A 15,018-nucleotide genomic window follows, 5' to 3' on the forward strand; every position below is an offset into this window, starting at 1 on the left:
GCTGCTGGCAAGCGCATCGTTGCCGGCCGAAGTGCTTCGTCTGGCCGGCAACGTCTGGCCGCCTTACACCGATCGCAGCCTGCCCGGGGAAGGGTTATCAGGTGGAATACATCGAAGTGCCCTGGGAGCGCGCTCTGCTGGGCCTGCGCAACGGCAGCTACGACATGATCAACGGCTGGCCGACGGTCAAGCGCGTCGACTACACGCTCAGCTCACGCCCGTTTCTGAGCAACCGGATGCGCTGGGTCCAGCGTCGCGAGAGCAATTTCCGCTACGACGGGCTCGACAGCTTGGTTGGCCATCCGATTGCGCTGAGCCGGGGCTACATGTACAGCGACGAGCTGAACGAGGATACGCGCCTGGAGAAGGGCTATTCCGCCAACTTCGTCCAGGCGGCAAAGATGGTGATTGCCGGGCGCGTCGACCTGACGCTGGAGGACGAGCGTACTGCGTTCTCGAGCGCGAACTGGGACATGAGCGGGATGCACTCCGCTTCGTGCCGGGCGAGTTCCGGCGGGTGGAGCTTTCGCTGGTGGTGCGCAGCGATCATCCTCGGCTGAGCGATATCATCGCCACCTTCAACCGGGAGATCGCTGCGATGGTCGAGGATGGCAGTTACGCGGTGATCTTCGCGCGCCACGGAATGCCGGTCCCCACGGCGTTGCCTTAGTGGCCTTTTTGGTAAGTTCAGTTGGTCAATTTCGGCGCCCATGGCCCGATACTGCGTTGCTGCTCCTTGCCAATAGCCCGCTATGACTCGTCGCAGCGCCTTGTCTCGGAGCCATGTTCATCCGAACTTGCCTCAACCAACTCACCGCACAGGCCACTAGCGCGAATCCTGTCCCTGGCCTGCCGGTTGTTGCTTGATCAGGTGGGAGGCCATGCTGCGCAGCGGTGCCAGCTGCCGGCAGATGAGCCCCAGCTGGGTCTGCACCAGACGGTGGGCATCGTCCATTTCATCCGGGGTCTGCTCCAGCTGCTGCGCCAGCGCCTCTTCATCTTCGCTGTAGATGGCGACGGGCTTGTTCTGCGCCAACGCGCTGGCCAGGTCGTCGAGGCTGGTCGCCAGTTGCTGCGCGGCGCGCTCCAGCAGGGCATCGCTGGCGTCGTCCGGCAGGCTCTCGCGATGGGCGCCAAGGCCGGAGAGGTAGTTGAGCAAGGTGTGCGAGAGGATCAGGAAGCGGAAGCCGGTTTCGGCATCCTTGCGGAAGTGTCCGGGCTCCAGCAGCATGTTCGACAGCGTGGTGGACAGCGCCGCATCGGCGTTGTGGGCGTTGCGCCGGGCCAGGCGATAGGCGAGGTCGTCGCGTTTGCCGCTGTCGTACTGACGCATGATCTGGCGCAGGTAGTCGCTGTTGCAGCTGAGGGTGTTGGCGACCACCTGATTGAGGCGTCGACCCTGCCAGTCCGGCAGGATGAGGAACACCGCGGCGGCGGCGATCAGGCTGCCGAGCAGGGTATCGAACAGCCGGGGCCAGATCAGTCCGTAGCCATCGCCAACCTGGTTGAAGCAGAAAAGTACCATCAGCGTGATCGCCGCCGTGGCCAGGGTGTAGCGCGTGCTGCGGGTGGCGAAGAACACCACGCCGGCGACCACCGCGAACAAGGCCTGGATCGGCTGGCTGGGGAACAGATCGAACAGTGCCCAGCCGGCGATGAGGCCGAGTAAGGTGCCGCTGATGCGCTGCACCAGCTTGATTCGCGTGGCGCCGTAGTTCGGCTGGCAGACGAAGACGGTGGTCAGCAGCACCCAGTAACCCTGTTCGGGATGGATGGCGTGCAGCACCGCGTAGCCGCAGACCAGAGCGATGGTCATGCGCAGGGCGTGGCGGAACAGCAGCGAAGTCGGCGTCAGCTGCAGGCGAATGCGATTGACTGCCTCGCGCAGGGACTGCGGCTGGCGGTCCAGAAGGCTGCTGTCCTGCTCGCCTTCCAGAGTCCCGGGGTCGCTGGCGCTGGCGAGCTGGCGCTGCAGCGTGGAAAGGTTGCCTGACAGCGCGCGCAACGAGCGCAGCAGGCCGCGCCAGGCCGGATTGTTCTGCTCACGCAAATGCTCCAGCGAGGCCTGCAGGTCTTCCAGCGCCTGCCCGTTGGCCTCGCTGTAGCGAAACACCTGGCGCATCTGGATGGCCTCGCCGAGGTCGGCGCAGGCGCTGGCCTGCAGCCGCAACAGGCGCTGGCAGCGAAACAGCACATCGCTGTGGAAGAAGGCCTCGGCCAGCGCCTGGTAGGGATAATGCGACGAGCTGACCCGCTCGTGCAGATCCTGGGCGAGGAAATATAGCTTGAGGTAGTGATTGATCTTGCCGCCGCCGCGGCCGTTCCCCAGGCGATTCAGCAGCGTCTCCTTGGCTGCGTTGAGCGCGCTGACGACCCGGCCGTTCTGCTGCGCAAGTTCCAGGCGGCGCTGTTCCACGTCCAGCTGACGCACCGGCTCGAACAATGCGGCCTTGTAGCGAAAATACAGGCCCAGCTCACGGTACAGCCGCGCCAGACTCTGCTGCACCGGCTGATGGGCGAACAGCGCGTTCCAGCCCACCGACAGCAGGCCGTACCAGGCCGCACCCGCCACCAGTAGCATGGGGTCGCGCCACAGATGCTGCAGTGCGCCATCGCGCTGATCGGCCGCGATCATGCTGTAGATCGCGAGAATCAGGGTGGCCTGGGCAATGGCCCCGTAGCGCTCGCCGAGCGCGCCGAGCATGACCAGCGCAAAGGTGGAAAGCGCCAGGCCGGCGACGAACAGCCAGGGATATGGGAACAGCAACTCCACCGCGACGGCGGCAATGCTGAAGCACAGCAACGTCACCAGCAGCGCGTTGAGACGTCCGAGCCAGCTGTCGTCGGTTTCCGCCAGCGCGCTGGCGATGATGCCGAGGAACAGCGGAATGATCAGTGTCGGCTGCCCGAGATACCAGCTCAGACCCATGCTGCCGGCCATGGCGATCAGTACGCGCAGGCTGTAGCCGAACTTCTCCAGCGCCCACAGGCGACGTAAAAACTGGCTGAGCGAGGGTTGCGGCATGGAGCGTTCCGTTGGGGGAGGCCAGATTGGACGAAGCTGCCACGAACACTGTCACGGCCGGCTCGTGCGTTCAATCATACGGGCCGGAGAAGGTCGGCCCGGATACGCGCGTTCAGCAGCAGGCGAACCTTCTCAGAGGACGCGGACCTTTAGCGAGCGGCCCTTGATCTTACCTTCGTTCAAACGCTTGAGCGCCTGCTTGACGACGCCACGCTCGACAGCCACGAATGCCTGGAAATCGAAGATGGCGATCTTGCCCACCTGGGTGCCGGGAATGCCGGCATCGCCGGTCAGCGCCCCAAGAATGTCGCCCGGGCGCAGCTTGTCCTTGCGGCCCGCTCCAATGCACAGAGTCGCCATTGGTGGTTGCAATGGCGCGCCGGTCTTGGCCTTGAGCCCGTCCAGTGGCTGCCAGTTGAGCGGCGCCTGCTGCAGCTTTTCGATGGCTTGCGCGCGATGGGCTTCGGCCGGGGCGACCAGGCTCATGGCCAGGCCCTGGTTGCCGGCGCGGCCGGTCCGACCGACGCGGTGTACATGTATCTCCGGGTCGCGGGCCAGCTCGACGTTGATCACCATGTCCAGCGCATCGATATCCAGGCCGCGCGCGGCGACATCGGTCGCCACCAGCACCGAGAGGCTGCGGTTGGCGAACATCGCCAGCACTTGGTCGCGGTCACGCTGCTCCAGATCGCCATTGAGCGCCATGGCCGAGATGCCGTTGGCAATCAGGTGATCGACCAGCTCCTGGCACTGCTGCTTGGTGAAGCAGAACGCCACGCAGCTTTCCGGTCGGAAGCTGGCGAGCAGGCGCAGGACCGCATCCATGCGCTGCTCGGGGTCGATTTCGTAGAAGCGCTGTTCGATCTGTGCATCGTCATGCAGGGCTTCGGCACGCACTTGCTGCGGGTCGCGCATGAAGCTTGCGGACAGCTGCTTGATGCCGGCGGGGTAGGTGGCCGAGAACAGCAGGGTCTGCCGCTTGGCCGGTGTCTGGCCGATGATGTCGGCGATGGCGTCGTAGAAGCCCATGTCCAGCATGCGATCGGCTTCATCGAGCACCAGGGTGTTCAGCCCGTCGAGTTTCAGCGTGCCTTTCCTCAGATGTTCCTGGACCCGGCCCGGCGTGCCGACGATGACGTGCGCGCCATGCTCCAGCGAAGCGATCTGCGGACCGATGGAGACACCGCCGCACAGCGTGAGAATCTTGATGTTGTCCGCCGCGCGCGCCAGCCGCCGCAGCTCCTTGGCGACCTGGTCGGCCAGCTCGCGCGTCGGGCACAGGACCAGCGCCTGGCAGCCGAAATAACGCGGATTGAGCGGGCCGAGCAGGGCGATGCCGAATGCGGCGGTCTTTCCACTGCCGGTCTTGGCCTGAGCGATCAGGTCGTGGCCTTTGAGCATGACCGGCAGGCTCTGCGCCTGGATCGGCGTCATCGCCGCGTAGCCGAGGGCTTCGAGGTTCGCCAGCATGGCGGCAGAAAGGGGCAGAGAAGAAAAAGCGGTACTGGGCACGGGAAGAGTCTTCGGACGGGGAACGGCCTGCAGTCTATCAGGCCGACGTTGCACGCGCCGGTTGGCGGGCACCGAGATGGCTGTACGCCTGCACGGTGAAACGTTTTGCAAGACCGGCAGACGGAACCCCAAGGCATCGACCTGATCGAAATTTGTCCATTACTCGCTCCCAGGAGGTTGTTTTGTCTCGTGTTCTTTTCCTCGCCGGGCTGTTGGCGCTACCCGCTTTTGCCGACGAGCCCACCCTTTATGGACGTTATGAACACATCAAGGTCGCGGAGATCGGCAAGACCCTTCCCGCCAAGATGGATACCGGTGCCATGACCGCATCCCTGTCAGCGCGCGATATCGAGCAGTTCAAGCGAGATGGCGAGGACTGGGTGCGTTTCCGCCTGGCCGTCGATGGCGCGGATGACACCCTTTATGAGCAGCGCCTGCTCGGCATCAGTCGAATCAAGACGCGCGCGGAAGAGGCCGGCGATGTCGATCCCGACAGCGAGCCGCCACGGGCTGAGCGACCAGTGATCGGCATGCAGCTGTGCATTGGCGATCGCCAGCGTGAGGTCGAGGTCAACCTCACCGACCGCAGGCACTTCAGTTACCCGTTGTTGATCGGCGCCGAGACGATTCGTGATCTCAACGCGGCGATCTATCCAACCGAGAAGTACACGGCGGGTCGCCCGACCTGCTAGCGCGGCATTGCCAGCCCGCGACCATCCGGGCCGGACGGCATCGCCTCCGGCCCGGTCCTGGGTATTCCAGCGATCGCACCTCCTCACCTGCGGCATGAGCCACGATGCGCCATCTTCCTCCCGCTCCTGGGCTGACCGAGTACCTGCTTCATACTGGCAGCCACCCAGGCGGCGAGATCCGCTTCGGCTGTTGCCCGAACGCTGACGGTCTGGAGCGCGCCCGCCTGATCGAAACCCTGCCCGAGAGAATGGGTTCGCAAAATAGCGCTTGCAATCCGCAGGAAATATATAAGCGATAGCTTGATTGCCGTTATTTGCGTTTTGGGGATTGACGATAATTAAGAAGTTGAGTTGCCAATATATAAGGCTGCATCTTTATTTATTTAAATCCGGGCTTTTATTTATTTGTTATTTGATCATCTGGTGCATATGAGCCACGTGACCGACCGGTCTCGCAAGTGCGCCAGCGATTCGTTCGACCTCGGTGCGAGTCTCCGCGTCACCCCGCCGCACCGGTCGGCGTCAAAACCGTCTGCCGCGAAGGTTACGGCGAGCGGGCTGCACAATGGCTCTTGGCCACCCGAGACCCTCTCACCAGGGGGCTTCCAGCGACTGAATTGGTCTTCTCTTGTTGTTCGTCAGACTAAAGTCGGGGCTTTCATTCATTAACCCACCCCTGTTAAATTCAGGATGTGGGTTCCCTTCACACGCAATAAAAATAAGGCGGAGAACGTCAATGGCCGACAACGATAAAGAAAATGCTGCTGCGTACTGGAAGGCGAATGTTCGCCTTATCACTTGGAGCTTGGTGGTCTGGGCTCTCGTCTCATATGGTTTCGGTATCCTCCTGCGCCCGCTGGTCTCCGGCATCCCCGTCGGGGGCACGGACCTAGGCTTCTGGTTCGCTCAACAGGGTTCGATCATCACGTTCATTTTGATCATCTTCCACTACGCGTGGCGGCTGAACAAACTGGACAAGGAATTCGGGGTTGAGGAGTAACCACAATGAGCCAATATTGGATCAACATGATGTTCGTGGGCGCCTCGTTCCTGCTTTATATCGGGATCGCGGTCTGGGCTCGCGCCGGGTCAACTAAAGAGTTCTATGTCGCTGGTGGTGGTGTTCATCCGGTCACCAACGGCATGGCAACGGCGGCAGACTGGATGTCTGCAGCTTCCTTCATTTCCATGGCGGGTCTGATCGCCTCCGGTGGTTATGCCACTTCCGTCTACCTGATGGGCTGGACCGGTGGCTACGTGCTGCTGGCCATGCTGCTGGCGCCCTACCTGCGCAAGTTCGGCAAGTTCACTGTGCCGGACTTCATCGGTGACCGTTTCTACAGCCGTGGCGCTCGCCTGGTAGCTGTCGTCTGCCTCATCCTCATCTCCGTTACCTACGTAATCGGTCAGATGGCTGGTGCTGGCGTGGCGTTCTCCCGCTTCCTGGAAGTGAGTAACTCCGCTGGTATCTGGATTGCTGCTGCCATCGTGTTCGCCTACGCGGTATTCGGCGGCATGAAGGGCATCACCTACACCCAGGTGGCGCAGTACGTGGTTCTGATCATCGCCTACACCATTCCGGCCGTGTTCATTGCCATGCAGCTGACTGGCAACCCGATCCCGATGTTCGGCATGTTCAGCACTCATACCGAGTCCGGTCTGCCGCTGCTCGAAAAATTGAACCAGGTGGTTACTGACCTCGGTTTCACTGCGTATACCGCTGACGTCGACAACAAGCTGAACATGTTCCTGTTCACCCTGTCGCTGATGATTGGTACCGCTGGTCTGCCGCACGTAATCATTCGCTTCTTCACCGTACCGAAGGTAGCTGATGCCCGCTGGTCCGCTGGCTGGACCCTGGTCTTCATCGCCCTGCTGTACCTCACCGCCCCGGCGGTTGGCTCGATGGCGCGTTTGAACTTGGTGAACACCATCTATCCGGAAGGCCCGGCTGCCGAAGCGATCCGCTACGAAGATCGTCCTGAGTGGGTGCAGACCTGGGAGCGTACCGGTCTGATCAAGTGGGAAGACAAGAACGCCGACGGTCGTGTGCAGATGTACAACGACGCCAACGCCGCCTTTACTCCGACCGCTACTGAGCGTGGCTGGACCGGCAACGAGCTGACCGTGAACAATGACATCATCGTTCTGGCCAACCCGGAAATCGCCAACCTGCCGAGCTGGGTCATCGGTCTGATCGCTGCGGGTGCTATCGCTGCTGCGCTCTCGACTGCTGCGGGTCTGCTGCTGGCGATTTCGTCTGCCATCAGTCATGACCTGATCAAGACACTCATCAATCCGAAGATCAGCGAGAAGAACGAAATGCTGGCCGCTCGTCTGTCCATGACGGCAGCGATTCTGCTGGCAACCTGGCTGGGTCTGAATCCACCGGGCTTCGCCGCGCAGGTGGTGGCACTGGCGTTCGGTCTTGCGGCAGCGAGCCTGTTCCCGGCACTGATGATGGGTATCTTCTCCAAGCGCGTGAACAGCAAGGGTGCTGTTGCGGGGATGTTGGTTGGTGTGATCTCCACCGCCGTGTACATCTTCCTGTACCTGGGCTGGTTCTTCATCCCTGGCACTGCAAGCATCCCGAACACGCCTGATCAGTGGTGGATGGGCATCTCCCCGCAGGCCTTCGGTGCCGTGGGTGCCGTGCTGAACTTCGCTGTTGCCTATGCTGTTTCGATGGCTACCGAAGCTCCGCCGCAGGAGATTCAGGATCTGGTCGAGAGCGTTCGTACCCCGAAGGGTGCTGGCGTTGCACTTGATCACTAACTGATAATGCAGCCGGACGTCAGACCTGCTCTGACACAAGGTTGAGGTAGAAGTCGGGCTTCCATATGGAAGCCCGATTTTTTTAGGGGGAGTTGTATATGTTCTGGCATTTAATCGCGGCAATCGTCGCAGGTGTGGCGGGAGCCGGTATCGGCCTGCTGTTGCGCTCACTGACGCGTAAGCGACTGCCGAAATGGATCATTCCCGTCTGCGCCGGTCTGGGCATGCTGAGTTACACCATCCATTACGAGTACACCTGGTTCGAAACCAAGCAAGCACGTCTGCCGGAAGGATCGCTGGTGGTCATGAGCGAAGAGGGCGAAATGCTCTGGCGCCCGTGGACGATGATCTATCCGATGCCGCTGGCCTATACGGTGCTGGACGGCGCGAACGCTCAGGTGCAGGACACCGAACAGGGCCGTCTCGGCCGCTTCGTGCTGTACCGTTTCGAGAAGCAACACCTGACGTCGATCGTGAAGAGCGCCAGCTATCAGCTGATCTGCACCGAGCGGGCGATGTTCAGACTGAATGAAGCCGGCCAGGCGAAGATCGAAACGCTTACCGAGCTGGAAGCCGATTCACCGCTTTATCAGGCTATTTGCGAGGCCGGGCGTTAACCGAACGCCTACGAGCTGCGGGTTCCGCGCATCAGCATTATCTGATGCGCGCCGCGAAGAGGAATTGATCGGTTCCGCAATGGGACCGAGTGGCCGGCATATGCGTCTGGCAACCAGCCCGGTAGACGATGCTCCGTTCTGTCGCGAGCAGCCGTCGGCATATCACCCACGCAGTGAACTGCCACCCAGCGCGTTCAGATCGAGTTGAAGGCCGCCTTGCGCGCGCGCTGCCAGCAGCGCAGCCGCTGAGCCAGCTCGTCTAAGCTGGTCAGACCCACGCGTTGTGCGCGATTCATCAGGATCAGAGCGATTTCCGCGGTGGCCATGGCATCGGCGGAGGCGTTGTGCCGCTGAGGGATATGTATGTTGAAGTAGTCGAGCCAGTGATCCAGCCCGCCGCGATGGATCATCGCCTCGGGAAACAGCATGGGCGCCAGGTCGGCCACATCGAGGAAGGTGTGTTCCAGCGAGTAGCCCAGTTCGTTCTTCAACGCGCGACCTAGCATGCGCTGATCAAAGGGCGCGTGAAAGGCGAGGATGACGCTGCCCGCGGCGAACTCCATGAAACTGAGCAGCGCTTCGGACGGTGGCAAGCCGTTGGCCAGCTCGCTCGGGGCGATCCCGTGGATCAGCACGCTTTCAGTGACCTTGACCTGACGGCAGAGGGTGCATTCGAACTGCTGGGAATAGTCGATGGCGCCGTCTTCGATGACCACTGCGCCGATGGCGATGACCAGGTCGCGCTTGAGGTGCAGCCCGGTGGTTTCCAGATCCAGCACCACCAGACGCTGCTGCCGCAACGGGACCGCCTGTGGCGGCAGCGGGCGCGCCAGCTCGGCAACACGTTGCTGCTGCTCGGGAGGCAGCTTCGGACCGCGGGGGTTGAACCAGAACATACTCATAGTTGATAGCGCACCGCGAGACTGGCCTGTAACCGCTGGGCCTGGCGGAAGGACTCCCGGAGGATTCGGCGGTCCAGCACGTTGAGAGTATCCGGATCCAGGCGGTTGGAATAGGGCAGTCCATCGCGTGCCTGCTGTTGGTGGTGCTGCATGCGTGTCTGCTGGATGAAATGGTAGGCCTCTTCATAGGCCGCGCCATCCTTCGCTTCGATGACGCCTTTCTCCACCAGCTTGCGCAGCCGCTCGAGGGTGTTGCAGGTGCCGATGTCGTTGCTCAGTGCAAGCAGGCGGGCGCCATCGACGAAGGGTGTCAGGCCCTGCACCTTGAGGTCGAGCGTGTCTTTGCCTTCGCCCTTGCGCGCCACGACGAAATCACGGAAGCGGCCCACCGGCGGGCGATGACGCAAGGCGTTTTCGGCCATCATGCGCTGGAACAGGCGGTTGTCGTTGATTTCCTCGAGCAGGTCGCGGCGCAGCTGTTCGCAGCCTTCCGAAGGCCCCCAGATGCTGCGCAGATCGAAATAGATGGTGCTGCCGAGCAGATTTTCCGGCGTTGCCTCGCGCACGAAGGAGCTGAAGCGGCGGCTCCATTCCTGGCGCGACAGGCACAGCTGCGGGTTGCTGGCCATGATGTTGCCTTTGCACAGCGTGAAACCGCAGGTGTCTAGGTCACGGTTGATGTGTTCGGCGAGCGGCAGCAGACGACCGCGGATATGCGCGGCCTCCGCGGCGTCGGCGGCCTCGAAGAGGATGCCGTTGTCCTGGTCGGTGTACAGGGTCTGCTCCTGGCGGCCTTCGCTGCCGAAACACAGCCAGGTGAAGGGCACGCCCGGATCGCCAATGTGCTGGATGGCCAGCTCGATCACCCGGCATACGGTGTGATCATTGAGCAGCGTGACGATATGGGTGATCTGGGTCGACGAGGCGCCGTGGGCGAGCATGTTGTCGACCAGTTGCTTGATGCGATCGCGGATGACCACCAGCGCATCGACGCGATCGGCGTGACGGATGGTCTGCGCCAGGTGCACCAGATCCACGCGCTGCAGGGAAAACAGGTCGCGCTCGGAAATTACGCCACGCAGCAGGCCATTCTCCACCACGCAAACATGGGCGATGTGCCGTTCGGTCATGGCGATCGCCGCGTCGAAGGCTGTGGCGTCCGGCGGCAGGTAGAACGGATCGTGCGTCATGAACTGGGAGATCGGCTGGCTCAGGTCGGTGGTGCCGGTACCGATTACCCGTCGCAGATCGCGCAGTGTGAAGATGCCTTGCGGGTGCAAAGCTTCATCGACGATGACGATGCTGCCGACATTGCTCTCCTGCATCATCGCGACCGCCTCGTTGATCGGCTTGGACGGTAGGCAGGACACCGGGTGGTGAAGCGCCAGCTCGCCGATGCTTGTTTCGAGCGAGTACTGCTCGCCGAGGTTTTCCACCGCGCGCATCTGCGCCTGCTGGTTGACCAGATCGAGCAGGCTGCTGACGCCGCGCATGGCGAAATCACGGAACACCGGAGACTTGGACACCAGTTGGACGAAGGCGGGCTTGCCGAGCAGGAAGCAGAAGGTGTCTTCGGCGGCCAGATGCGCGGTGCGGGTCGCTCGTTCGCCCATGAGCGCGGCCATCGGGAAGCATTCGCCCACGATGACCTCGAAGGTGGTGTCGGTGCCGCGCTTGGCGGTATGCGGGCGCTGACCATGCACGCGGCCCTGCTTGACGATATAAAACTGCTGCACCACGCCGTCTTCGGGGGAAATGATGCAATCGCCTTCGGCATAGAAGCGCAGCGCACAGTTCTCCACCAGGTAGGCCAGGTGGGCCGGCTCCATCTGGTTGAACGGAGCGTACTTGCGCAGAAACTCCATGGTGCCGTGGATGTTCTGCAGTACAGCCGTCTTCCCAGCGTCGGGTGTGCTCATGGTTGGCTTCCATTTTTTGTTAATGGTGGGCTGCAGGTCAGTCGGACCCAATTGGACGTAAGTCTAGTCAGCTCAAGGGGCGGGGGAGCTGATCAGGGTCAGCCTCATGTTTCGCGCTGTTGCGGTGAAACGCGGGCATGAAAAAGCCGGCCACCGGGGCCGGCTCCTTTGCTTCGTCATCGAGCTCAGGGCAGGGTGAACAGGACCTTGACCGAGTCATTGACGGCCGCGCTGTCGACGTAGCCGATGGCATCGGCTTCGGCCGCGACCCTGGCCACTACTGCGGCGTCATCGGCGACGCTCGGCAGCGGTTGGCCCTTGCCGGTGAAGATCAGGCCCGACCAATAGGACTTGAGCTGTGACTCGTTCTTGCTGGTCACACCGGCATAGAAGGCTTCCTTGGCCGGGTTCCAGTCCGCCTGGTCGACGCCCTTCAAGGACTTGTCCTTGCCCAGGAAGATGTTGGCGACCTCGGACTGTGACGGTGCCTTGGCTGCGCCGGGATTGACGATCACGGCGACCTCGGCCTGAGCCAGCGAAGCCAGGCCGAACAGCGCGGCAGCGCCGAGGATGCGAATGGATGCTTTCATCGGGACGCTCCTCAGAATACGAAATCGACGCCGACGGAAACGATGTCACCGTCGTAGTTGCGGGCCGGGGCAATCCCGACGGCGTTGTCGAAGACCTCTTGAGCGCTACGGGTGAACACGCCGTCATAGCCGTTCTTGGTATCGACGCGCTTGTACTCGCCCTTCACCACCACGGTCGGTGCGGCCTGGTAGTTCAGGCCCAGGGTCCAGGAGCTCTGACGGCCACCGTTGTCGTCCAGCTGTGCGTAGGTGACATGCGGCAGGAAGTCGCCGAAACGACGGCCGCCCATCAGGTAGAAGGAGTCGATCGCTTCCATGTCATCGTTCTCGATCATGCGCGAGGTCCACTCGTTGCTGCTGACCCAGGTGCCGTTGTCGTACTGGTAGCCGATCGAAGTGAACTTGCCTTTTTCCTTGTCCAGATCCAGCAGGCTGAGGGTTCGCATCGTGCCGCCGCCAACATCCACCGTGCCGCTGATATCGGTGGTGATATCCGCCTCGACATAACCGATGCGCAGCATGCCGAAATCGTTGGTGGCCAGGCTGACGCTGGCGCCGAACAGGTTGCCGTAGTCGATATCGAACTGCTCGTCGTAGGCGTAGTAGTCGCGGTTCTTTGCCTGGCCGCCGGCAACCTGGAAGGTCACCGAGCCGTACGACAGCGGCACGGTGTAGACCGCATCGGCGCCTTCGTAGTTGGTCACCTGGACCTGGCTGTAGACCTCGTCGGGCAGGCGCAGCCAAGGGTAGCTGTAGCCGACGTCGAGGCTTTCGGAATACATGTACACCGGGCTGCGCAGGCGGCCGGCGCGGAGCATCAGCTGGTCGTTGGCCTGCAGCGACAGGTAGGCCCATTCCAGGTTGGCTTTCCACTCGTCCTGTTGCGCCTTGGCCGTGGCCTGGACAGTCACGCCCAGGGTGTCGGTGATGCCGTAGCTCAGCTGCGCGCCGAACTTGGACAGCTGATCGCCGCGCCAGGAGTCGTTGGTCTGGCCCTGGATGCCGTAGCTGCGACCATCATCTTCGCCGCCGAGGTGGGTGAAACCGACGGTGTACCGAAACCGTTGAAGCGATGTTCACCCTGTTCCAGGGCGAAGGCAGGGGTGGCGGCCAGGCAGACAGCTGCCAGACCGGCGACACGAAGTGCAGTCATTGGATGCTCCAGAAAATCGTTAAACACGGAATTGGCCCGTAGCCGCGCGCAGGTGGTCTCCGGTACTCACCAGTTGCTCGCCAAGGCGGGCGGTGGCTTCGGCGCCGTTTGCGGTTGCTTGTGCGTCCTGCTGCAACACTTGAGTTTCTTGTCTGATGGAACTCGACAGGCCGATCTGCTCCTGGGTGAACTGGGCGATGCCGGCGTTGAGTTCGTCGATCTGGTTGACCGTGCCGGCGATGGCTTCCAGCAGCTGAGTGGCCTCGATGGAGCGCTCGATGCTGGCGCGGGACTTCTCGCCATTGCTGGTCATCACGTTGAGCACGGTGTTGGCGCTGTTCTGCAGGCGCTGGATGATCTGCTGGATCTCGGCGGTGGACGCCGCGGTCTTCTGCGCCAGATTGCGCACCTCGTCTGCGACGACCGCAAAACCGCGGCCCTGCTCGCCGGCGCGGGCGGCTTCGATGGCGGCGTTGAGTGCCAGCAGGTTGGTCTGTTCGGCGATGCTACGGATGACGGTCAGCACCGAGCCGACTTCCTGGGTTTCTTCCTCCAGTTGTTCCATGGCCTTGACCGCGCCCATCACGCTGTCGCCCAGGTCACTGATGCCGGTCGACAGGCTGCCGACGTGCTCGCGCGCAGTGGCCGCCTGCCGCGCAGCAGAGTTGGCTTCATCGGATGCCTGCTGCGAGCGCTGCGCGACTTCCTGAATGCTGCCGGTCATGGTGAGGATGTCGCGGGTTATCGAATCGGTGTGGTGCTGCTGCGATTTGGCGTTCTCTTCCGAACCCTGGGTGAGCTTGTACAGCTCCTTGGAAACCTGGCCCAGCGGGTTGGCGGCCTCGATGATCTGGCGGATGGTGCGCTGCAGCTTGTCGAGGAAGCTGTTGAACAGCTCGATCATCGCGCCGATCTCATCGTTGGACTCGACGTTCACGCGCTGGGTCAGATCGCCGTCGCCGCGGGCGATCGACTGCAGCGAGGTGATCACGCCGCGGATATTGACCATCACGCTGCGGATCACCAGCCAGGCGCCGAGGCTGACCAGCACCACCAGTACCAGGCTGAGAATGATGCCCAGGCGGGTGGTCGCCGCGTTGGCTTCGCGGGTCTGCACCAGGGTCTGCTGGAAATCGTCGTAGGCCTGGGCGCGGAAGTCGCTGCCGAGCTTCTGCGCCTGCGCCAGATCACTAGCCATACGATCCAGGCTGGGTCGCAGGTCGTCGAACGAGGCGCTGCCGTCGATCAACTTGGTCGACGCAGCGAGTGCATTATCGGCGTAGTCGCGCACTGCCTTGCGCCAGTCGCTCAATGCCTGAAGCTGCTGGCGCTGCTCGCTCAACAGCGACGCCAGGGCCTGCTGCTGGCTGTCGATCTGCTGCAGGACCTCGCGCGCTTCGTCGAGAATGCCCGGCTCTCCCGCCGCCACTGCGTTGTTCAGCAACGCCGGCACGCGGGAGAACTGGAAGATCACCGCGTCGGCTTTTTCCAGGGTCGGATAGCTGCGGGTCTCCAGCAGAACCAGCCGTGAGTCGGTTGCCGAGAGCTGTAACGAGGTGTAGACCACATACAGCACGAGTCCGACCAGGGCGACGGCGGGTACCAGGGAAAGCTTGGCGGTCAGCGAGAGGTTCTTCAGCATGCATCGAACTCCAGTGCAGGGGCTACGGGTACTACGAAGAGCACGTTGATGGCCAAATGCCAGTTGCTGGGGCAATTGTGACCGAAAACCGCATTCGGGTCACGTTATCGGTTGTAACAGAGTTAACTTGAGGGCCGCCGGGCGGATTGCGGGCATAAAAAAACCGCCCCGAAGGGCGGTTCCTGTGCAGC

At 62.3% G+C, this 15,018-nt stretch carries 11 protein-coding genes and 1 pseudogene; 5 read left to right on the forward strand and 7 right to left on the reverse strand.

Annotated features, from left to right (window positions below):
- Positions 1-101: 101 nt before the first annotated feature.
- Positions 102-560 carry a substrate-binding periplasmic protein gene (locus CW305_RS21055; protein ID WP_245891016.1) on the forward strand — a complete coding sequence of 153 codons (459 nt, stop codon included), beginning with the start codon at positions 102-104 and terminating at the stop codon, positions 558-560.
- A gap of 266 nt (positions 561-826) precedes the next feature.
- Here the strand turns inward: CW305_RS21055 and yccS are convergent, their stop codons facing one another.
- Both yccS and dbpA read right to left on the reverse strand, forming a co-directional pair.
- Positions 827-3,025, reverse strand: a complete 2,199-nt coding sequence (gene yccS, locus CW305_RS21060) for a YccS family putative transporter (RefSeq protein ID WP_014818793.1) — start codon at positions 3,023-3,025, stop codon at positions 827-829.
- A gap of 132 nt (positions 3,026-3,157) precedes the next feature.
- Positions 3,158-4,537 carry an ATP-dependent RNA helicase DbpA gene (gene dbpA / locus CW305_RS21065; RefSeq protein WP_104098863.1) on the reverse strand — a complete coding sequence of 460 codons (1,380 nt, stop codon included), beginning with the start codon at positions 4,535-4,537 and terminating at the stop codon, positions 3,158-3,160.
- Between the two features lie 182 nt (positions 4,538-4,719).
- Between dbpA and rloA2 the strand changes: the two genes are divergently transcribed.
- The 4 genes from rloA2 (at position 4,720) to CW305_RS21085 (ending at position 8,621) form a co-directional block, all read left to right on the forward strand.
- On the forward strand, positions 4,720-5,229 hold the full coding sequence (rloA2, locus tag CW305_RS21070; protein WP_014818795.1) for a retropepsin-like aspartic peptidase RloA2: 510 nt from the start codon (positions 4,720-4,722) through the stop codon (positions 5,227-5,229).
- Between the two features lie 736 nt (positions 5,230-5,965).
- Entirely contained in the window at positions 5,966-6,229 is a 264-nt protein-coding gene (locus tag CW305_RS21075; protein WP_038656273.1) for a DUF4212 domain-containing protein, read from the forward strand.
- Positions 6,230-6,234: 5 nt separating this feature from the next.
- On the forward strand, positions 6,235-8,004 hold the full coding sequence (locus CW305_RS21080) for a sodium:solute symporter family protein (RefSeq protein WP_102832278.1): 1,770 nt from the start codon (positions 6,235-6,237) through the stop codon (positions 8,002-8,004).
- A 98-nt stretch (positions 8,005-8,102) separates the two neighbouring features.
- Positions 8,103-8,621, forward strand: coding sequence for a hypothetical protein (locus CW305_RS21085; RefSeq protein WP_014818798.1), 519 nt, complete (start codon positions 8,103-8,105; stop codon positions 8,619-8,621).
- A gap of 194 nt (positions 8,622-8,815) precedes the next feature.
- Here the strand turns inward: CW305_RS21085 and CW305_RS21090 are convergent, their stop codons facing one another.
- From CW305_RS21090 to CW305_RS21110, 5 genes and pseudogenes are all read right to left on the reverse strand, one after another.
- Positions 8,816-9,523: a 3'-5' exonuclease gene (locus CW305_RS21090; protein ID WP_041015637.1), complete on the reverse strand. Its 708-nt coding sequence runs from the start codon at positions 9,521-9,523 to the stop codon at positions 8,816-8,818.
- The gene (locus CW305_RS21095; RefSeq protein WP_014818800.1) at positions 9,520-11,442 is read right to left on the reverse strand and encodes a putative nucleotidyltransferase substrate binding domain-containing protein; all 1,923 of its coding nucleotides are present in this window, start codon (positions 11,440-11,442) and stop codon (positions 9,520-9,522) included. Before CW305_RS21095 ends, CW305_RS21090 begins: the two co-directional genes overlap by 4 nt.
- Positions 11,443-11,627: 185 nt before the next feature.
- Complete coding sequence (locus CW305_RS21100) at positions 11,628-12,032, reverse strand: phosphate ABC transporter substrate-binding protein (protein ID WP_104098864.1); 405 nt, start codon at positions 12,030-12,032, stop codon at positions 11,628-11,630.
- Between the two features lie 11 nt (positions 12,033-12,043).
- Positions 12,044-13,185, reverse strand: a pseudogene (locus CW305_RS21105) (porin family protein).
- Positions 13,186-13,204: 19 nt separating this feature from the next.
- A complete protein-coding gene (locus tag CW305_RS21110) occupies positions 13,205-14,827 on the reverse strand; it encodes a methyl-accepting chemotaxis protein (protein WP_042927246.1) in 1,623 nt (540 codons plus the stop codon).
- Positions 14,828-15,018 lie beyond the last annotated feature (191 nt).

The organism is Stutzerimonas kunmingensis, assembly GCF_002929225.1.
GTDB lineage: Bacteria > Pseudomonadota > Gammaproteobacteria > Pseudomonadales > Pseudomonadaceae > Stutzerimonas.

Coding starts and splice junctions, on each gene's coding strand:
- CW305_RS21080 (WP_102832278.1), top strand. CDS start 6,235: ATGAGCCAATATTGGATCAACATGATGTTCGTGGGCGCCTCGTTCCTG.
- CW305_RS21075 (WP_038656273.1), top strand. CDS start 5,966: ATGGCCGACAACGATAAAGAAAATGCTGCTGCGTACTGGAAGGCGAAT.
- CW305_RS21095 (WP_014818800.1), bottom strand. CDS start 11,442: ATGAGCACACCCGACGCTGGGAAGACGGCTGTACTGCAGAACATCCAC.
- CW305_RS21090 (WP_041015637.1), bottom strand. CDS start 9,523: ATGAGTATGTTCTGGTTCAACCCCCGCGGTCCGAAGCTGCCTCCCGAG.
- CW305_RS21100 (WP_104098864.1), bottom strand. CDS start 12,032: ATGAAAGCATCCATTCGCATCCTCGGCGCTGCCGCGCTGTTCGGCCTG.
- CW305_RS21085 (WP_014818798.1), top strand. CDS start 8,103: ATGTTCTGGCATTTAATCGCGGCAATCGTCGCAGGTGTGGCGGGAGCC.
- yccS (WP_014818793.1), bottom strand. CDS start 3,025: ATGCCGCAACCCTCGCTCAGCCAGTTTTTACGTCGCCTGTGGGCGCTG.
- CW305_RS21110 (WP_042927246.1), bottom strand. CDS start 14,827: ATGCTGAAGAACCTCTCGCTGACCGCCAAGCTTTCCCTGGTACCCGCC.